This window comes from Candidatus Methanomethylophilus sp. 1R26, assembly GCF_001481295.1.
Taxonomy (GTDB): Archaea; Thermoplasmatota; Thermoplasmata; order Methanomassiliicoccales; family Methanomethylophilaceae; genus Methanomethylophilus.
Genome location: NZ_LOPS01000050.1, coordinates 31,318 through 49,949, shown reverse-complemented (window position 1 = coordinate 49,949; position 18,632 = coordinate 31,318). Strand labels below are relative to the sequence as shown.

Here is an 18,632-nt window from a genome sequence, read left to right as displayed (position 1 = left end):
AAGATTCCAAGATGACAGAGGCTGGAAAGTCTCTGTACAGGAGGCTCAAGAACCACATCGGCATCCTCGACATGTTCGTCAGGGAATCAATCCAAAACAGCCTGGACGCGGCCAAGAGCAGCGAGAAGCACAGCCACGTGAATGTTGACTTCACCACGGGCCAGTTCAAAGCCGGCGAACTGAACGACAGGTTCGAGCTCATAAGCAAATGCCTGAACGAAAGATATCCCGGGACGTGCGATTTCATAGCCATCGGCGATAAGAACACCGTGGGGCTCACCGGCGAAGTGGACTTCAGGAGCTCAAACAACATCAACAATCTGGTTTACCGCATATCCCGCGAAAAATCTGACAAGGAAGCAGGCGGGTACTGGGGCATCGGCAAGACGATCTACCTGAGGGTAGGCATAGGCCTCGTCATCTACTATCCAGGATCCAGGAAGACGGCAGATATCATGAAAGACTCGTGGCTTCGCTGATAGAAAACACAGACCCAGCGGACGATTATGCCGATAACGAAAACGCCCTGATCCCTCCCGACATCCCGAACCGGGGAGTCGCTTTCTTCGGAAAGAAAACCGGGGGAGCCGATGATTACTCGGAAGACACGTATCCCTTCACAGAGGACGATCCGGATGAGATCGAAAGCATGCTGAGTGTGTTCGGTCTTGTTCGTTACAAAGACGATGAAACAGGGACCCTCATTATCATCCCGTATATCGATACGAAAAAGCTCCTTGATGATGTCTCCCCCCGCATCACCGACGAAAGCACCCAAAGGCCTCCGAATTGGACTCGGAGCCTGGAGGATTACCTGTCGATAGCGATACAGAAATGGTATGCGCCGCGCCTTAACAATACGGATTACGACGGATCCTACCTGATTGCCTAGATAAACAGAAAGCGGCTGAATTTCGGAATGGACTTTGCGTCAGACAATCAGTCATACGGAGTATTCTCCCTTCTGGCACATATGTACAGGATGCCGGACTCCGACAGTTCGGGCTCTTCCATTCTCCCTCAGGAAGGAGCCGAGATCCATCGTGAGCGCATCGATGTAAAACAGGTAAGGGGCATGTATGTGGGAGACCTCATGTGGGCCCTCGCAGATATCGGATCTCTTGAAGGCACCAAGACAACGGAGGAATTCCGCAATGTCTATTCGGCAATAGGGAAATTCGAAGCCAAGCAGGGGGACCCCATCATCGCATACTGCAGAAAACCAGCCATGATCGTGGGATATGAAACTGGCAACAGCGCGTGGATTTCCGGAATTCAGAACATCCCCCAGGACAAGGTGCTCATAGCATTCTTCAGGCTGAACTCGAAAGCGGATTTCCGCGACAAGCAGAACGGGCTCGACAAAGTCGAAGAATACGTCCGTTCCTGCGAAGAGGAAGCCCATGACAGCTGGGCCGACCGCCAGGGGTTCACGCTGATTCAGAAGATTCAGTCCAATATTCAGAGCAAATTATCCAAAGCATTCTCCAAGGACAGTACGGAGCAATATGAGGGGCCGTCATCCATCAGCAGGGTAATGACGGAACTGTTCCTTCCCACGTCTCCCCTTCGGAAATGGAGATATCTTCGGGAGGTTCGGGCCCTCAGAGCAAAACGGTTACGCTTAAAAAGAAGAAAACTGCCCATAATAACCGCAGGTCTCATTTCGAGGTTCTTGACACGGAGCTGTCAGACGGCCGCCTGATCGTGAAATTCACCATCGATCTGAACAACGGATGCCCGGTAAGGCTGTTTCCCGTTGTGCAGACGGAATCCGAGATTATGAACAGTTCAGATTGGGAAGATGAAGAATCGATAGGAACGGTGTTCCCCATCACCCTGAAGAGCCTGTCGGTAGACTCGCTTACCGCGGACAAGAAAAAGCTGAAGGATGCGGCAGTCAGAATCGACATAGCCGACGACAGCATCAAAACAGAAAAATATCTCTCGGCAAAGCCGCTGAGAAGCAGCAGGGGCGCTCTTTACGGAGTGCAGGTGACCTCCTACTCCGACTGCAGCATGCAGGGGACCCTGGTCTTCGAAAGCTCGGAGAGAAGGATCCTGGCCGGGCTCGATTACGAGGTGATTCCGCAATGATCGAAATGCTCGGTTCGTTTTACCCGAGAGTAAACGAGGCGGATGTCAAAGAAGCGGGATATACGCGTTCCTATCTGCAGCCGTTCTACATCTCGCAAGGGAAAAAGATCGAACTGAAATGCCAGTATGACCACACGGGCGAAATCCAGATCAGCGATCCGAAAGAACTGTGGTCCATGTCCGCATTTGGGTTCGGGATAGACCTGAAGATATTCATTGCCAGCCCGGACAAGTTCTTCGGCAGGGAAGGCAAGGTCGATCTGGATGCCCGGATAGGGATAGCGCTGATTATCAGCTCTCCCGATTCATGCCGCACAGATGTTGTCAGGCTCGAGGATTTCGGAAGCAAGGATGGGTTTTCAATCGAAAAGGAACTGATGTTCCAGAGGACCGAATACCGCAGGGGGATAACGGTAAGGGTTGCCGCTTATCTCTCAGATCCCGGAAGCGGGTTAAACATGGACGGCTGCCCTGTCGGGACCATACTCGGTTACATCGATGAGATTAGGTTCACTGCGGATGAGCCGGCAGACCGGTTCCCGGTGGTGGAGAAGAGCGTGCCCGGAGCTCCGCTCTGGTGGGTTGACTGCAATTGGTATGACATCTCAAGCGATCAATTCAATTCGGATTATGTCGCAGTCGTCATCAATCGGGCCCATAAAAACTACAAGCTTCTGGACAGGAGTAGTCCGGAGACCTTCTCAGAACCCATGCTGATCGAGGTCATGTCATCGGCGGTGCAGTGCATCATCGAGAAAGCAAAGTCCAAAAATGAAGAATGGGAGGCCATCACCACCGAGGCTAACCCTCCCATCGGGTCAATACAGGAAGCGATAAAGTACATCATTGAAACAAACGGTTTCGATTGGAGCAGCCCCGAACTTCTGGCCAAATCCATCAGGGAGTATGTCGAGGGGGCGATCCGCTTATGAACTGGATGAAAATGAGCAAGATCGAAGCAAAATCCCTGACCGATTCATTGAACAAAATGGATACGGATACATTTGACCGGCAGTTGGAAGAATGGTCGCTCGACAAGGTTTCCGGAATCTCCGACGATTATTCGAAACTGAGGGCTTATCTGTACGGGGCGGCCAGGAAATATACCGGCACAGACGATGTCTGCTATCAGCATTGGGACTACTCAATGGATCTTAAGCTGGCTGTCGACCTGTACCGCTATACAGTCCAATCGATGGGCATGACCCCGGCCATAGCCTCCGAAGACGATATCTGGATCTATATTCACATGAAGGTCGTGCCGGGCATCATGTACGCCCGCTGGGCAGGTTCCGAACGGGTTAACGCCAAAAGGTGCTGGAGCATCGGTGCAAGGCTGTGGTTCAAATCCCTCTGGTGGTACATCTACCTCTCGATGCAGAATGACTCGCTCGATGAAACCTACGAGATACTGAAAAACAACGGATCGGACGACATCTACCAGCTGCTCGATCGCAAAGGCAACGGATACCGTGTCGAACTCTGCAGGAGCATCATGAGGAGATACGGCAATACGCCCAATCACGGGAAAATCCTTCTGAAAAGAGTGCTAAAACTCAATGTGTTAAACTGCGCAACCATTGTGCCAGAGCTTTACGATGGCGGCCTGGATGCATATGTTGAAATGCTCTTCAATCGGTGCGGTGCTTGAATGTCCGAGCTATCCGAAGAAATCAGACATGTGCTGAAAAATGCTTTCCGCGACGGATTCTGGGACATCAGAAATCTGCCTGATGGATATCCTGCGCAGATCTTTCTTGAGGGAAACGAGTTCGGGGTCAGCATCTTCACAAGCAACTCCGCAGATATCGACGAGAGCTTTTCCGAAATCAGAATCAAGAGCAGCAGCTGCTCTCGGAACGGTGTACCGGGAACCAGAATCAGCCTGATCAGCGATTATCGGCAGGGAATCGATGTATTCAGCATCGTCTGCGCTGATTTCGTCAGTCCCGGGGAGAACGGAGAGAAGAGGGAGGCGCTCCTCGAAGATCCTCTTTCCTGGTGGGAGAAATGGAAAAAGAGCATCGGGAACCGCAATGTGGACTGTCAGCCGTACGATGTTCTGGGAGAAGTCCTGTCCTATCTTCATCTCAGGGAATCAGATTCCGGGATGAAATGGGAAGGATGCAGTTTTTCCGTCGTGGACATCATAGGAACGAACTCGGACTATGAGGTAAAATCCACTGTCGACAGGACCAAGCTGGAGATTACAGTGTCAAGTAAGTTCCAGCTGGAGAAGAGGGAGAACCCTCTTTATCTGGTATACTGCATTTTCGAACGTTCGGAAAGCGGGCTGTCCCTGGAAGATGTATTGAACTCTGTCTCTTCCGAAGACAGAGCAATGCTTCTGGAAAACATACGCAAACGGGGTCAGTCTGGCACACAGGCTCTGACAACCAAATACAGGCTCGTCGAGATGAGGGTCTATCTGGTAGACGAGAAGTTCCCGAAGATAACGTCTGAATCGTTCAAGGACAATAAAATCCCGGAAGGCATCAAAAGTATTCAATACGTCACAGATCTCAGCGCACTGAACTATGAGCGGATCGATGCGAGAGAAATTTCCAAACATTACTCAAACGACAAAAAACTGTGAGCTGCAGGACCGGATATCACAGGAGGCCGGCCTGGGACAATCTCTCTATGATGCAGTCGGCAGTTGCCTTGACTGCAGGTATCGCCACCGAGTTTCCGAACAGCCGATAGGCGTTGATGTCCGAGACCATACTGAAGTCGAAATCATCTGAGAATCCCTGAAGGCGGGCGAATTCCCTGGGAGTCAGAGTGCGGATGAGTCCTTCGTTGATGGGCGTCTTCTTTCCCGTGTCTTTGCTGTTCATGTCGATATTAGGATCCTGTATGAGATTTCTCTCTCTACCCATTCCGCCCACCATCAGAGTGCTGGCCGGATCCTTTTCCGGATCTTTGATGCAGTAGCCGAAGCCGTATCCTTTCTTTTTCTGGGTCTCTTTATGATTTTCGAGGCACTTCAGATAGCCCTCTGACAGGTAGTATTTCTTGGGGATTTTGTCTCTTAATTTAGGCATCTCTCCCAGTCTTCCAACACTGTGCCGAGATGGAGCTTCTTCCTTTTTCTGCAGAAATCATCGGAGCCGGGTATTCGAAATCTTCGATGCCGGTTTCTTTGCTGAATCCTACGATGAACACTCTTTCCCGGTCCTGTGGCAATCCGAAATCGAGAGCATTGATTACTTCCGGTTCCGGAACGTAGTATTCGCACTGATCTCTGAGGAGGTGAAGCATCGTCTTTATCGTGTCTCCGCCCTCGATGCTTAGGAGTCCCTTCACATTTTCAAGAAAGAATGCTTTTGGTTTTTTCTCTCTGACGATATTGCGTATGCAGTAGAACATGGTGCCTTTGTCAGGTTCATTGAACCCGTGCCTGTTCCCTGCGAGAGAGAATGGCTGGCAGGGAAATCCTGCTACCAAAACATCATGGTCTGGTACATCGCTGGGATCGACTTCGGTGATGTCTCTGTTAGGTTCCATCCCGAAATTTTTTCATAAACCTTGCAGGCGGCCTCATCCTTTTCAGAGGCGAATACGCATCCGCCCCCTGCCAATTCGAAAGCTCTCCGGGTTCCCCCGATGCCTGCGAACAGGTCGATGAAATCGAAATCCCTGGAGGTCATACCGCTCAATACTGTCCTGTATTAATTAATTCCGGGTTTTTGCTGCAAGGCCTCGATTACTGGAATCCTTCCTTCTCCATTTTTCGAGGATTTTCAGCATCTTCACGGCATCGTATTCTGTCGGAACGTTCCCGGGCCCCATCTCCGCCCCTTTGTTGAGCAGGTAGATCTCGCCACCCCCGTATCCTCCGGAAGCAGCGGCCCAGCTGGCCGCTTTTTTCCAGAATTCGTTCCCCAGATTCACGACCGTTATCCTGGCGTTCATCTTTCCTCTGTCGGATTCCTGCCGGGACGATACTCTCCTTTCGTAATTGGTGCGGGCCGTGCTCTTGAGGTACGGTTTCAGCTCTTCGGGATGGAAGTCGATCTCCATCCCCTTGATGAGGGTCCAGCAATCGTCTTTCTTGCAGAACTCCCTGACGTCCCCGTGAGACGGGGCGGTAATTTTTCCAAGACCAGCTTCCCTATGCTGAGCAGCTGATCCCTGATGCACTCGGGGCATCTCTGATCCGCCCAGATGCGGAGGTAATCGATGGAGGCGCCTATTTCGGAAAACTCGTAGACGAGCTTGGCGATGGAATAAGTCACGATGTTCGCCCTGTACCCGTTCTGGTACCAAGGGGCTAGCTCAGGGTTCATGATGGCCTTCTCGAGATTCTTGAAGATGATCGCCATGGCAACCGTCTCCTTGTAGTAGTTGTCGGTGAACGAGGCCCCGTTGATCTTGGTGTTGCTCCATTCTTTCTCCACGGTCTCAGCGAACTTCTTCATGTTCTTCTGAGTCCCCTTGCTCACGAACTGAGGCCGCATCTCGAAGGTGTTGCGGTACTTGGCCAGGTCCGTTTTCGTGATGCACTGGTTCTTGGGGTGCTCTGCGCGGAACTTCCTGCGTTCAGCGGGCGTCATCCCGGACTGTTCCTGCAGGTAAGAGCCCCGGGCGCGCTCATAGTACCATTTGGTCGAATATATCGACCCGTCAACCGCTGGGGCATCGAGGCGCTTGGAAATCCTCTCTATCTTGATATGGAATGGGCTGTTGGAGAAGAAGTCCGAATCGCTCAGCTTGTTCTGGCTGTTGGAGTAATTGGAGATCTTCATGGTGAGGTCGCTGTTGTGCTCCGGGCCAATCTTGATGATCTTCAGGGGAACCATTACGGAGCTCACATCTATCTTCGGACGGCTGTTCGCATCCGCATCGTGGATGGAAGCCATCGTCTGGCAGCCGTTGACTATCTGGAGCGACTTCACCTTTGTGATCATGCTCTTCCCGTTGATCTGGGAGATCTCCAGGTCCGAGCAGGTTGCTGTTATCCCGTTGTTGTATGCGAAGAATTTCCCGGGTTCGTTGACGATGGTCCCTCTGATGCCTCTGTTGATCTTGGTGGTGTGGTTGAGGTAAGAGCGGACATTGGCCTCCAGCAGATGGAAGCCGTATTTATCGTAAATCTCGGAGAGCACTTTGCCCGGGATGATGCTCAGGTAGGCCTCGTATCCGGATTCCTCGCCGGTGTCGGCTTTGATGCAGCTGATTCCGGGATACCCGTAATCCTCGAGCTCGATCTCGCTGGATTCGTAATCCTTGCTGTTGCTGACAAGTTCGAAATACTTCCTGATGTCGAAGATGCTGATCTGCGCGTTCTTCCCGTCGAGATCGATGCTCAGGTTCTTCACGGTCCTGCTTGTCTGGACTTTATCGGTTATGATGTACAGCCTGAACCTCTGGATCTTTTCTCTGTAGAGTTCTATGAAATCCGCGACGTTGCGCTCCAGGGAGTTTTCGGGGCTGTTCTCGTCGATAGTTCCGTCGAAGGATGAGTTGATGAATTCCGTCTCCAGGGACAGCAGGTGCTCGATTTCCGCCCTGGTCAGGGTCTCTGCTTCATCCCCGCCGATGTACCTGCAGATGTAAACGCAGAGCGTGCCGTCGTCCTCATCATAATGATAACCGTCGATCTCGATATCGCGCCCGTTCTTGGCCTTCCCGTTGTAGCGGCAGCCGTCAAAACCTACGGCTTCGTTGGATTCCGTCAGATCATTGACGACCATACCCAGGTACGCTTCTCTTCTGGACTCCTGGTCATCGTTATTCTCATTGATGTCGGAAATCAGTTCGTGCCTGAATTCTTCCATTTCCATACTGATGATATAGACGTTCAAGTATTTACATATAACAGGTTATTTATTCAATTTTCTAACATCACGATGAAAAGCAACTTGCTAACAATTGTATGTTAGAACCTTAGCGCTAGCATGTTTGTTTTCCGGAGAAGCCGATGAAATCACTGCACGCAAAATTGGTTTTGTGGTGATTTCATAATTTCATTTCAATATCGAAAATCAATTTATCTGTCAATTTAAAATCCTCAGGCATGAGAATCGACTTCAACAGCATGCCGGAGAATGAGATCAAGTCCTTCCAGGGCGGCGAGGGCTCCGTCCTCCAGAAGCTCTTCAAGGACGGCGCCGTCAAGATCATGATGATGCGCGTGCGTCCCGGGTGCACAGTCGGGCTTCATACCCACAGTTCAAACCGCGAGATCGAGTACATTATCAGCGGGCACGGAAAGGCAATCTGCGACGGGAAGGAAGAGGCACTTGAACCAGGAGTCTGCCACTACTGTCCGTGCGGTTCTTCTCACACTGTCATCTGCGAGGGGAACGAGGACCTCGTGTTCTTCGCCGTTGTGCCGGAGATCTGAGATTCAGGCGATGTACTGAAGGATGATGTGCGGAGAACCGCAGTCATCGATGACCCTGCAGGAAACCCTGTAGACCTCCTCGATGTTCTTCTCCGTCAGCACCTCCTCAGGTGTCCCGATGCTGCGGATGATTCCTGGTTCGGCCATGAGAATTATCCTTCGGCGAATTTTGCGGCCAGGTTCAGGTCGTGGCTGATCATCAATATCGTGAGGTCGCTGGCCGCAGAGAGTTCGCTGAACCTTTTCATCGTTAGGTCTTCTACTCCGATTATGTTTCCGCAGTTTTCGGACGTATTTGTCAAAGTTGGGTCTGGTCGCATTTCGTTCTATATCAATGATAATTATTAAACCTAGTTTAATGCACATTTAAGTTGATTTTTTCACGCATTTCTTTGAAATCTAGTGATAGTCGTGTGGTTTCAGGGGTTGTCGAATTTCTCATGGAAACATTATATACCTACTTGGATGTATAATCCAATAGATTCCGATGGATTCTAAGTTCACAATATTGACTGTCGGCATAATTGCCGTGGTAGCGGTTGCTGCCGTTGCGGCATATGTCGTGATGAGCGATGACGATGATGATAATGGATCGAAGGAGGGATCTGTTTACATTAGCAGCGTCCCTTCGCGGCTTGTTGTATTCGGAAATGCAGACAACGATGATGATCTGGACGCTGACGATCTTGCGATGATAAAGGCCTTCATTGCGAACGGGGGATGGGACTGCAAAGCGAATCCGTATGCTGATACCAACGCTGATGGAGTGCTCGATCAGAAAGATGTTGATCATCTGGAGAAACTTCTCGATGTCAAAGGCGACGAGACCGACAAAATCAACATGTACTACACCGGATCGAACGGCAACACATACTCAGTTTCCTATCCTATAACCTGAGACTACGCCGTCAACATGTACTACGGGTGTTATGACGCTATGGCCCTGGGCATTTATGACCGCATCACTGCCTCTACCGATCGTGTGATCAATTACAAGGAAGACATGTTCCCTGGCTGCAATAGCTTCACCATGGTGGGGACAAATTACACATTCGACAGTGAGCTGCTGATGAAGACTGATGTTAAAGCTGTTCTCGGTGCAGGAAACCAGGACAGATACGACCGGCTGAAGGAAATCGGCATTGATGTGCTGATGGTCAAGGGCTCTGGCCAAAGCGCCAGTGGGATTGACGTCATTTCATCGATCATCACTCTCGGAACCCTATGCTCCTGCGAAGAGGCGGCTCAGAAATATGCCGACTATTTCGACGGTGTGGCAGCTTATATCGAGGAGAATGCCAAGAAACTGACCAAAGAATACACCTATGTTATGCCGTACAACCCCGACAGTCTGGTGGAGAATACCGTCGATACCAAGAATCCCAGCGGTTCGATGCTCGGCGATGTTTATGCTATGTCTCTTCTTCCTATGAATGATCTCATCGTGTCCGACAACGGCAGCTGTCCGGTGATTCAGACAGAGGACATAATGAAGAAGAATCCGGACTTCATCGTGGTGTCGTTAGTCGCATCTCTGAGTGCACTTGACGATCCTGACGAGGTGCAGAAGATATTCGACGAGAAGTTTGCACTGTATGAGAAGACAGATGCTTATGCGAACGGCAAGATGTTCGGAATCAGTTATGATTCGATGGGCACCACTCTCGGCATCGGTACTCTGCCTTTGTTATGTTCCATGATGTGGCCCGATATTTTCGACGAAGCAACAGCCTGGAATTACTTCAAAGAGTCCATTGACAATTTCACAGAACTGAAGTACACTGATATCACGAAGTGCGGCGGGCTCATCGTCTACGGAATGAGCTGAAACTTTTCAGGCTGGGCATTGCCCGGCCGTTTTCTCTCTATGTCTGGTGGAGAATGTGAAAGATGAAGTCATCAGGGACCCGTTGCTGAAATCAGCTGTTCTGGATTCGGTCAGGATGTGGGAAGAGGCCGAAGACAGTTCTGAAATTGATGAAGCCTATGAGGATTATTCAAGATACATTCTCAGGAAATGGGTATTCATGGCCATCTGTTTGGCCGTGATCTTCCTGGTTACCGGTTATGCTCTCACAGTAGGAGGGTATGATATTGGGTTTTGGGAGACTTATGCGATTATCTGGGACCATCTTACGGACAATATAACGGACGTCAACAAGGATTACGTGATAATCAATCTCAGAGCGCCCTGGATTGTGATCGGTATCATCACCGGTGCCGCTCTGGCCATCTGCGGGGCCGTGATGCAGAGCACGCTGATGAATCCTCTTGCCGATCCTTACACCACAGGCGTTTCATCGGGAGCGATGTTCGGCGCAACCTTAGCATCTATCATGGGCATTAGCATCTTCGGATCCACTTCGATCGTGGCCAATGCTTTCGTGTTCTCGCTCATGCCGATGCTTGTCATCATATTGGTTGCGAGGATCAAGAATACCTCCCCTACAGTCATGATAATGGCAGGCATCGCTGTGATGTACATATTCAACGCCTGCACAACGATGATTAAGCTGTGGGCTGATGCCGAGTCCCTTCAAGAGATATATCAGTGGAGCGTCGGCACTCTGACCTATGCCGGTTGGGATGATGTGCCGGTCATGTTGGCGGTTGTTGTTCCCGGCATCGTTGCTCTGCAGTTCCTGTCTAAGAAACTCAATGTTCTTGCTACCGGAGATGACAGCGCCAAGTCTCTCGGTATCAATGCCGATACTCTGCGCGAAATCTGTATGGTGATCGTGGCTCTTATGGCGGCATCAGTAGTGAGTTTCACAGGCTTGATAGGATTTGTAGGGCTTGTGGCCCCTCACATTGTAAGGATTTTCATAGGAGCAGACAACCGTTACTTGCTTCCTGCATCCATGCTGTTCGGAGCGGCACTCCTGATTCTTGCCGATCTTGTAGGAAGAACGATAATTGCTCCTGCCACAATTCAGGTGGGAGTCATAACGGCATTCATCGGAGGTCCGATGTTCCTGTGGATAATCCTGAAACGTGACAGCAGAGTATGGGGGTGAAAGCATGGAGATGATTTTGTCCCATGTCGATTTCTCCTACGGCAAATTGCCTGTTCTCCGTGACATCAATCTCAGGATCGATAAACCGGGCCTCTACTGTGTCGTAGGTCCCAACGGTGTCGGGAAGTCCACTCTGATAAAGTGCATGAACAAACTCCTATCTCCGACCTCAGGAGATGTCTTCATCGACGGCCGTAATCTGAAGGAAATATCCCTGAAAGAGCTTTCAAAATCGGTGGCTTATGTTCCAGTCAAGACGGAGGACCTGTTCTCTATGCCGGTCATAGATTCGATCATGATCGGACGCTATAGCCGTCAGAAATGGAAGACAAGCAAAGAGGATCTCAGGATAGTCCATCAGGTCATGAAGATGATGGGTATCGAAATCTGGCCATGCGCGGTTTCAATGAACTGTCTGCAGGTCAGCATCAGAAGGTAGCAATCGCCAGAGGGTTGGTCCAGAAACCGAAGATGCTGATCCTAGACGAGCCCACATCCAATCTCGATGTGAAGCATCAGGTGTATGTTACAGAACTTTTGCGTGCTCTTGCCGAAGAAGATGATATGATTGTTTTGATGATCAGCCACGACCTCAACATCTCGGCCAAATATGCTCATGAAGTGATAGTGATGCGCCCTCCCGGGGAGATCTACAAGGTCGGGCCGCCGGAGGAAGTCATTACCAAAGAGACTGTGGAAACGGTTTATGGGATAGAGGCAGAGGTCATCGTCGATCACGGACGCCTCATATCATCCTCGGTTCAGCATTCTCGAACAGTGACTGAGGATTGCATCTTCCGGGTTTAGATGGAATATATATCCAATATGCATATCCCCTCCAGAATGTACCGCCTCGCCGTCTACGGCAAAGGAGGCGTCGGCAAGTCCGCCGTCTCCTCCAACCTCTCCTATCTCCTGAGCCTCCGCGGCCACAAGGTCCTCCACATCGGCTGCGACCCCAAGCACGACTCCACCCGCCTCCTGACCGGCGGGGTCCCCCAGCGGACCTTCCTCGACTGCCTGACCGAGAAGGAAGGCGACGCAGTGCAGGAAGGCGACAACGGGATCTCCTGCGTGGAATGCGGCGGAGCCGAGCCCGGCATCGGCTGCGCCGGCAAGGGCATGACCGCCATGTTCTCCTACATGGAGGACCACACCCCGGAAGGCACCGACGTCCGCATCTGCGACGTCCTGGGCGATGTCGTCTGCGGCGGGTTCAGCGTCCCCATGCGCCGGAACAACGTCGACGGCATCCTCATCATCGTCTCCGAGGAGTTCATGGCGCTCTACGCCGCCAACAACATCCTGCGCGGCATCGTCAACCTCAACGGGACGCCCTGCGTGCTGGGCCTGGTGCTCAACAGCCGCGACCCGCAGGACCGCGCGAGGGCCGAGTCCTTCTCCGCCGCCTCCGGGGTGCCGATCGTCGCCGAGATCGGCAGGAGCCCCCTGTTCTCCAAGGCGGAGGCCGCCGGGAGGACGCTGTGCTCCCTGTTCCCAGATTCGGAGCCCGCGAGGCAGCTCAATGCCCTGGCGGATGCAGTGGAGGATGCGATGAAAGGGGAGCTGATGGGGGTCAAAGCCTCCCCGCTTTCAGACAGGGCCATGACCCAGATCGCCGCCGGGCAGCCGGTCACCGACACCTCCGGCGCCGCAGTACGAAACACCTGCGGCTTCGACTCCTACGACAGCGAGCGCGGGATCTCCTACCGCGGGAGGTTCGTCATGCCCGCCTGCACCTCTCACGGGGCCTTCGAGCTGCTTTCCGGAATCGCGGACGCCGCCGTGGTCCTGCACGGGCCCCGGAACTGCGCCTTCCTCGACGAGTACGCCTGGAGGAGGGAGACCTACTGGACGTCGTTCTCCAGAGGGGTCGCCAGGGCATGCAACGTCTACAGCAGCGGCGTGGACGGATTGTCGTCCTTCGCGGGCGACGCAGGGGCCCTGCGCGACGCAATCTCGAGGGCCTACGCTGACGGTTTCAGGTGGATCTTCGTGGTGCGCACCTGCACCTCGGAGATCCTCGGCTCCGACCTTCAGAGCATCGCCGATGACATGCGCCTGGAGGACGCGCACGTCATCGTCGTCCCCTCGGACAGGAAGTTCCTCGGCTCCAAATGGGGGTGCTTCGGCGGGGCCGCGAGGGCCCTGGCGGGCCTGGTCGACTGGGACAGGGAGCCGGTGCCGGACACGGCCGCCATGCTCGGGATGGGCGGCAGCATGGCCGCCGCTGCCGAAGGCCGCGCGGAGCTGGACCGCATCCTGGGAGCCTTCGGGCTCAGGAGGGCGACAGGGTTCACCGACACCGCCCGCATGGAGGACATCCTGGCGGTCTCCGAGGCCCGGTACCTGCTGCAGGTGGAGCCCCGCGGGCTCTACTCGAAGATCGCGGAGGCGGTGAAGGCGCACCGGGAGGTGCGCACGGTGCCCTTCATGCACGGCATGAGAGGGCTGGAAGGCTGGGTGAAGGCCCTCTCGGAGATGACCGGGAGGGAGGAGGCCGGCGCGGCCTTCCTGGCCGCCGAGAGAAAGCGCTATGAAGAGGGGCTCTCCCGCCTCCGGCCGAAGGCCGCCGGGAAGAGGGCGCTGATCTACACCAGGTCCGACTTCGACCTAGACTGGCACATCGACGTCCTGCAGGACCTGGGGATGGAGGTGGCCGAGATCGCCCACTGGCCGGCGAACTTCGTCGACCGCGGGGAGCCTCCGTCGGAGCACCCGGAGATCCCCCGGGCCGAGGAGGTCCCGCTGTGCGCCCTCAGGGAGGAGGCGGAGAAGGTCTCCGCGGACCTGATCGTCTCCGGCGACATGCGCGCCGGGAGGGCCGGCCTCCCGTGGACCGGCCTCGGCGAGAGGTATTACGGCACGGACGGCGCCCTCGACTGGGCCGGGAGGATCGTGCGCTCCCTGCATCTCCCGCCGGAGGCGGTCGCGTACCGTTCGGACGGTCATGCCGGGTGCGGCGCCGGGAACGGTCCCGGGGGGTGCTGCGGATGAAAGTGCAGCCCGACGGCCTCATCGGGGCCGTCCTGGCCGCCGAGGGGTGCGGCCTCAGGGCGATGATCAACGGGCCGGGAGGATGCCGCTCCCGCGCCCTGAACCTCTGGCGGGAGCTCTCCGAGGAGTATCTCGGGGAGGACCCGGGCAGCTGCCGCACGGAGTTCCTGTCCAGGCAGTCCGCCCTTCCCTGCACCTATCTCAACGGGGACGACATGGTCTTGGGGTCCGGGAGGAAGATCTCCGAGGGGCTGCGCTCGGTCCTGGCGGCCTCGCTGGGGGACATAATGCTCATCGACACCCTCGCCTCGGGCCTGCAGGCCGCCGACGAGGACAAATCCATCCGCGATGCCGGCGCGGAAGGGAGGGTCATCTCAGCTCCGTCAGAGCTCTCGTCGATGTCCGCGGCCGAAGGCTACGATGCTTCTGCCGCCCTCATCGCCGAACGGTACGCCGGGGAGGGAGGGGAGGGCCGGAGGCCCTCCCTGACCGTCCTCGGCTACACCATGGCGGACAGCAGCTGGCACTTCGGGATGCAGAACATCCGGGAGCTCCTCTCGGCGATGGGCGTCGGAGAGGTGCATTTCATCGGATGCCGCTCGTCCGTGAGCGATATCCCCGCATCGTTCCAATCCTCTGCAGTCATCGAACTCCATCCCGAGAACTCGGAGAAGACCGCGGAGGTCTATCGGAAGAAGGGCGTCCCGGCCATCGTCCCGAAGGCCGGCTCGCCCGTCGGCTTCGATGCTGTCCGCTCGTTCCTGGAGGACGTCTCCGACGCTCTGGATCTTTCCCCCGACCCCGCTTTGGAAATGGTCCGGAGGGAGGAGGAGCGCTGCCTGCGGGTCCTCCGCAACTGCGATAAGGACGCCCGCGCCTTCCGCGGGCAGTGCTGCGCCGTGTCCGGGATGCCCTCCGACACCCTTCCGGTCATGAGGTTCCTGCGGGACTGGTTCGGCCTGGTCCCCGGATCGGTAAGGAAGCAGTACTGCGGGCCGTCCGTTTACGACGGGGAGATATCAGCGTTCCTGAGGGAATGCGGAGCGGAGGACGCCGCCGGCGCGGAGCCCGATCCGTTCTCCACCGCAGTCTTCATGTCCGACGGCTACGAGGCGACCGAGTACAAGAGGGAGCACCCCAGGTGCTCATGCATGGGGATCTCCGCGCCTTACGCCCGCAAGGCGGAGTTCAGGGACTCCAGCCTGGTGGGGCTGGGCGGCTGCAGGTATATCCTGGACGGGATCATCAACGGCAGGGGAGAGTTCAGCTGCGGGCAGCCGACGATGGCGGACTTCAGGTGATTGCAATCGCCGGCTGATAAAGAAATAGAATCCCCGATGCGGGAAAATCCCAAATTTTCAAAGTGCCAGATATTAATTTTCTGTTAACGCATCGTTTCTGCGATATTCAGAATCGATGCTGCAGATTTTCTGTCTGTGAGCATGTATGTTATCTCCCTGCCGTTCTTCTCCGATTCTACCAGATTGGCCTCCTTCAGCACCTTCAAATGATATGATAGGAGGTTCTCTCTGAGTCCTGTTATCAGCATAAGCTCGGAAACAGTAAGGGAACTCATTTCAAGGCACCTGATTATCTTGACACGCTCTTTTTTCGAAAGAGCGCTCATCACTGCTGCGACATCATCATTGTTTGAATCCGTAGTCATTTTCTTGATGAGATCGACGTCGCTGTCAGTGTCATTAAGTACAGAATTCTCAGAGAAAAACGGCTTGCGGGCGGAAAGAGCGTATTTCACAGGGAACAGCATTTTCCCGTTCTTCGAGATATCATAGAATGTCTCCTCATCAAGGGTTTCGATCTCAATCTCATTCATCCCGAGGCCTTGGAGGAACCACAATTCCCATCCGGGCCTCCTGACTCTGCTGGCATACAGGTCCCGGCACAGACCCTCCAGTGCCGGATAATCGATGCTCCCGTTTCCCAGATCGCGCTCGTGCTCGGATTTTCCGTATTTCATTTTGAAGTAGGCTCTTCTTTTATTGTACTCCTCTATTTTCGTGATGAAATAATTGCCGTCTACGATGACCAGCCGCCCTCCCGGCCGGAGCAAGCTGACCCATTCCGTCACAGCTTTTCCCGGGTCATCCAGAAGGCAGAGGGTGTCGACGGCGGAAACAATGTCGAACGACCCCTTTTTCAGGCCTGTGTGATAAAGGTTCGAGATTACGAATCTTATTTTCACACCTTTGCTTTCTGCAATGTTCTCTGCCTCATCCGTAATCCTCCTGCCCAGATCGACAGCGGTAACGTCATGCCCCATCTCCGCTAAAGTCACTGCAGAATATCCGATTCCCGAGCCCATGTCGGCAACTCTGAGAGATCTGTTTCCGGGGGCGATCTGCTCAAAGATCTGTTTCAGTTTGTTGGGCATGTTCATTCTGATCTGAGCGATCATCCCGTAAGCATGAGCATGCGAATCCCAATACTGTATGATTGCGCGCTCATTGTCGGTCAGCTGTTCCCCGCCATCGCTGTCTGCAGAAATCGACAATTTACCACTCCATTTTCACTGTTCATGTACTTAATTCAAATCTTTTAGATAATATTTCAAAATTTTTTGATATTATTTTGTTCAATTCCAAAAAATATAATATACTACTTTTCGTCGAATTTCGTATTGGATTAATAATCCAACTAAGGTGATATACTGAAGACCAAAATCCTTGCACTCCTGCTCGTCGCAATTATTGTGGCAGCAGGCGCCGCCGTCGCTGCTTTCACACTGTCTGACGATGGCAACGATTCCCAGAACAAATCCCACCTCACAACGACCCTTCAGGTGTACGGCAATGCTGACGGAAACTGGACTGTGGACGGAGACGATGCGGATCTGATCCAGAAGATAATCGACTGCAATTCCGATGATGATGTGTCGAACGACATCGACTGGGGATCTCAATATCCATTCGCTGATGCGGACCACAACGGAGTCGTGGATTCTGATGACAAGGCCCAGGCTGAGGCTCTTGCGAATAACACTGCCACGTACGTGTGTTTCAATGACGGCCTCGGCGAGTTTATGAAGGTGAAGACGAACCCGCAGAGAATCTATGCGTTCCAGGTTCAGAACGCCCAGATCTGCGCCATCATGGGCGTCGGTGACCGCGTCATCGCCGGCGGGCCTCCGATTGAGAATTATGCCGACATCCTCTTCGGCGAGGGGAAATCAGAGTCCGGCCAGTGGTTCAGTGGAGACTGGGAGAGAATGGCCAAGCTGAACCTGGATATGTATCTGGTCTTCAGCCCTACGCAGAAGGAGAGCCCCACGCAGCATCTTCCCGATACGGACGTGGTCTATCTGGGACTGTATGAACCGGACTGCATCAATCTGGAGAGTTCGGTCTGGGCTCAGGGAATACTTGAGGCCGGGTACATATTCGGAAACAAGGAACGGGCCGAGAATTATCTATCATTCCTAATCGACCTGAAGAACACGATCTACAGTATCTCATCCCAGATCAGCGATGAGGATAAGGAAAGGATCCTGGTATCCAACTACGGGCACTATCTCACGAACGAGGACGATGCCACGCTTTCTGCCTATCTCAAAGCCGACACGGTGAGTCAGGCAGTAGATCTCGCCGGAGGCTACAATGTGGCTCAGGAAAACGCCGGCTATGACAGCGGCGCGTACGGGTCCACGATTGAAGCCGAGTGGCTCAACGATCACAAGGTCGATTTCATCACGATGCACTTCCAGAGGTACGCCTGGAAAGGCGTGGACACCTCAGTGCCTGAAGGCGGATGGACGGCCACGGATGCGTCCGGGATGTACGAAGCCATCGCAGGCGTTGCCGATCAGCCTCTTCTCGTCCAGAACAACATCGACAAGGACCACCTGATCATGCTGCCTCAGGAATTCAGGAACGGCAGCACAGGCGGGATAATGGCCGCAGCATATTTCGTTCAGGCATTCTACCCTGAGCAGTGCGAGAAGGCCGGATTCGATCCTGATGACTACATGGAAGAATTCTGTGTGAACTGGCTTTCTCTCGACGGATATGATTTCTCTGAGCACAGGGACGCCATCATCGCGTGGGGTGACAGGCCGAAAGCGGACGATTGATCGTTCAGATCACCTTCAAACCTTTTCAAACCCCAATCAAATCTTCGTCTGTGTGAAAGGTGAAACGTTGTTCGACTGGATG

21 protein-coding genes and 1 pseudogene are annotated in these 18,632 nt (G+C 53.7%); 16 read left to right on the top strand and 6 right to left on the bottom strand.

What is annotated here, in order from left to right:
* Window positions 1–11: 11 nt before the first annotated feature.
* The 7 genes from AUQ37_RS09110 to AUQ37_RS09080 are packed head-to-tail and all read left to right on the top strand — an operon-like array spanning window position 12 to window position 4,693.
* Window positions 12–479 (top strand): hypothetical protein, encoded by a 468-nt coding sequence (locus AUQ37_RS09110; protein WP_162262221.1) that lies wholly within the window; start codon window positions 12–14, stop codon window positions 477–479.
* Window positions 467–892 carry a hypothetical protein gene (locus AUQ37_RS09105; protein ID WP_058748336.1) on the top strand — a complete coding sequence of 142 codons (426 nt, stop codon included), beginning with the start codon at window positions 467–469 and terminating at the stop codon, window positions 890–892. The genes AUQ37_RS09110 and AUQ37_RS09105 overlap by 13 nt, the downstream gene beginning before the upstream one ends.
* Before the next feature lie 27 nt (window positions 893–919).
* Window positions 920–1,705 carry a hypothetical protein gene (locus AUQ37_RS09100; protein ID WP_058748335.1) on the top strand — a complete coding sequence of 262 codons (786 nt, stop codon included), beginning with the start codon at window positions 920–922 and terminating at the stop codon, window positions 1,703–1,705.
* A 2-nt stretch (window positions 1,706–1,707) separates the two neighbouring features.
* Window positions 1,708–2,097 (top strand): hypothetical protein, encoded by a 390-nt coding sequence (locus tag AUQ37_RS09095; RefSeq protein WP_058748334.1) that lies wholly within the window; start codon window positions 1,708–1,710, stop codon window positions 2,095–2,097.
* The gene (locus AUQ37_RS09090; protein ID WP_058748333.1) at window positions 2,094–3,029 is read left to right on the top strand and encodes a hypothetical protein; all 936 of its coding nucleotides are present in this window, start codon (window positions 2,094–2,096) and stop codon (window positions 3,027–3,029) included. Before AUQ37_RS09095 ends, AUQ37_RS09090 begins: the two co-directional genes overlap by 4 nt.
* A gap of 11 nt (window positions 3,030–3,040) precedes the next feature.
* The gene (locus tag AUQ37_RS09085; RefSeq protein WP_157844406.1) at window positions 3,041–3,748 is read left to right on the top strand and encodes a DUF6339 family protein; all 708 of its coding nucleotides are present in this window, start codon (window positions 3,041–3,043) and stop codon (window positions 3,746–3,748) included.
* Entirely contained in the window at window positions 3,749–4,693 is a 945-nt protein-coding gene (locus AUQ37_RS09080) for a PD-(D/E)XK motif protein (RefSeq protein ID WP_058748331.1), read from the top strand.
* Window positions 4,694–4,709: 16 nt separating this feature from the next.
* Here the strand turns inward: AUQ37_RS09080 and AUQ37_RS13185 are convergent, their stop codons facing one another.
* The 4 genes and pseudogenes from AUQ37_RS13185 to AUQ37_RS09055 all read right to left on the bottom strand — a co-directional run bounded on the left by AUQ37_RS13185 (window position 4,710) and on the right by AUQ37_RS09055 (window position 7,880).
* Complete coding sequence (locus AUQ37_RS13185) at window positions 4,710–5,144, bottom strand: DNA cytosine methyltransferase (RefSeq protein ID WP_058748330.1); 435 nt, start codon at window positions 5,142–5,144, stop codon at window positions 4,710–4,712.
* Window positions 5,137–5,750: pseudogene (locus AUQ37_RS13180) on the bottom strand (DNA cytosine methyltransferase). The gene AUQ37_RS13185 and the pseudogene AUQ37_RS13180 overlap by 8 nt, the downstream one beginning before the upstream one ends.
* 25 nt (window positions 5,751–5,775) lie before the next feature.
* Window positions 5,776–6,123 carry a hypothetical protein gene (locus AUQ37_RS09060; RefSeq protein WP_058748327.1) on the bottom strand — a complete coding sequence of 116 codons (348 nt, stop codon included), beginning with the start codon at window positions 6,121–6,123 and terminating at the stop codon, window positions 5,776–5,778.
* Window positions 6,093–7,880 carry an AIPR family protein gene (locus AUQ37_RS09055; protein ID WP_058748326.1) on the bottom strand — a complete coding sequence of 596 codons (1,788 nt, stop codon included), beginning with the start codon at window positions 7,878–7,880 and terminating at the stop codon, window positions 6,093–6,095. The genes AUQ37_RS09060 and AUQ37_RS09055 overlap by 31 nt, the downstream gene beginning before the upstream one ends.
* A gap of 239 nt (window positions 7,881–8,119) precedes the next feature.
* On the opposite strand from AUQ37_RS09055, the gene AUQ37_RS09050 reads away from it, so the two are divergent.
* Entirely contained in the window at window positions 8,120–8,449 is a 330-nt protein-coding gene (locus AUQ37_RS09050) for a cupin domain-containing protein (protein WP_058748325.1), read from the top strand.
* 3 nt (window positions 8,450–8,452) lie between these two features.
* Here the strand turns inward: AUQ37_RS09050 and AUQ37_RS10200 are convergent, their stop codons facing one another.
* Window positions 8,453–8,596 (bottom strand): hypothetical protein, encoded by a 144-nt coding sequence (locus AUQ37_RS10200; RefSeq protein WP_157844404.1) that lies wholly within the window; start codon window positions 8,594–8,596, stop codon window positions 8,453–8,455.
* A 340-nt stretch (window positions 8,597–8,936) separates the two neighbouring features.
* On the opposite strand from AUQ37_RS10200, the gene AUQ37_RS09045 reads away from it, so the two are divergent.
* The 7 genes from AUQ37_RS09045 to AUQ37_RS09015 are packed head-to-tail and all read left to right on the top strand — an operon-like array spanning window position 8,937 to window position 15,764.
* On the top strand, window positions 8,937–9,347 hold the full coding sequence (locus AUQ37_RS09045) for a hypothetical protein (protein ID WP_058748324.1): 411 nt from the start codon (window positions 8,937–8,939) through the stop codon (window positions 9,345–9,347).
* A 15-nt stretch (window positions 9,348–9,362) separates the two neighbouring features.
* The gene (locus AUQ37_RS09040) at window positions 9,363–10,277 is read left to right on the top strand and encodes an ABC transporter substrate-binding protein (protein ID WP_058748323.1); all 915 of its coding nucleotides are present in this window, start codon (window positions 9,363–9,365) and stop codon (window positions 10,275–10,277) included.
* Window positions 10,278–10,332: 55 nt separating this feature from the next.
* Window positions 10,333–11,466 (top strand): iron ABC transporter permease, encoded by a 1,134-nt coding sequence (locus AUQ37_RS09035; RefSeq protein ID WP_235585059.1) that lies wholly within the window; start codon window positions 10,333–10,335, stop codon window positions 11,464–11,466.
* A 4-nt stretch (window positions 11,467–11,470) separates the two neighbouring features.
* On the top strand, window positions 11,471–11,905 hold the full coding sequence (locus AUQ37_RS09030; RefSeq protein ID WP_058748322.1) for an ABC transporter ATP-binding protein: 435 nt from the start codon (window positions 11,471–11,473) through the stop codon (window positions 11,903–11,905).
* 32 nt (window positions 11,906–11,937) lie between these two features.
* Window positions 11,938–12,273 carry an ABC transporter ATP-binding protein gene (locus AUQ37_RS09025; protein ID WP_235585058.1) on the top strand — a complete coding sequence of 112 codons (336 nt, stop codon included), beginning with the start codon at window positions 11,938–11,940 and terminating at the stop codon, window positions 12,271–12,273.
* Window positions 12,274–12,309: 36 nt separating this feature from the next.
* The gene (locus tag AUQ37_RS09020) at window positions 12,310–14,463 is read left to right on the top strand and encodes a nitrogenase component 1 (protein ID WP_058748320.1); all 2,154 of its coding nucleotides are present in this window, start codon (window positions 12,310–12,312) and stop codon (window positions 14,461–14,463) included.
* Window positions 14,460–15,764 (top strand): nitrogenase component 1, encoded by a 1,305-nt coding sequence (locus AUQ37_RS09015; protein ID WP_058748319.1) that lies wholly within the window; start codon window positions 14,460–14,462, stop codon window positions 15,762–15,764. Before AUQ37_RS09020 ends, AUQ37_RS09015 begins: the two co-directional genes overlap by 4 nt.
* Before the next feature lie 83 nt (window positions 15,765–15,847).
* On the opposite strand, the gene AUQ37_RS09010 is transcribed toward AUQ37_RS09015, so the two are convergent.
* Window positions 15,848–16,975 (bottom strand): metalloregulator ArsR/SmtB family transcription factor, encoded by a 1,128-nt coding sequence (locus AUQ37_RS09010; RefSeq protein WP_255354920.1) that lies wholly within the window; start codon window positions 16,973–16,975, stop codon window positions 15,848–15,850.
* A 198-nt stretch (window positions 16,976–17,173) separates the two neighbouring features.
* Between AUQ37_RS09010 and AUQ37_RS09005 the strand changes: the two genes are divergently transcribed.
* A complete protein-coding gene (locus AUQ37_RS09005; protein ID WP_058748317.1) occupies window positions 17,174–18,550 on the top strand; it encodes an ABC transporter substrate-binding protein in 1,377 nt (458 codons plus the stop codon).
* The last annotated feature ends 82 nt before the right edge of the window (window positions 18,551–18,632 follow it).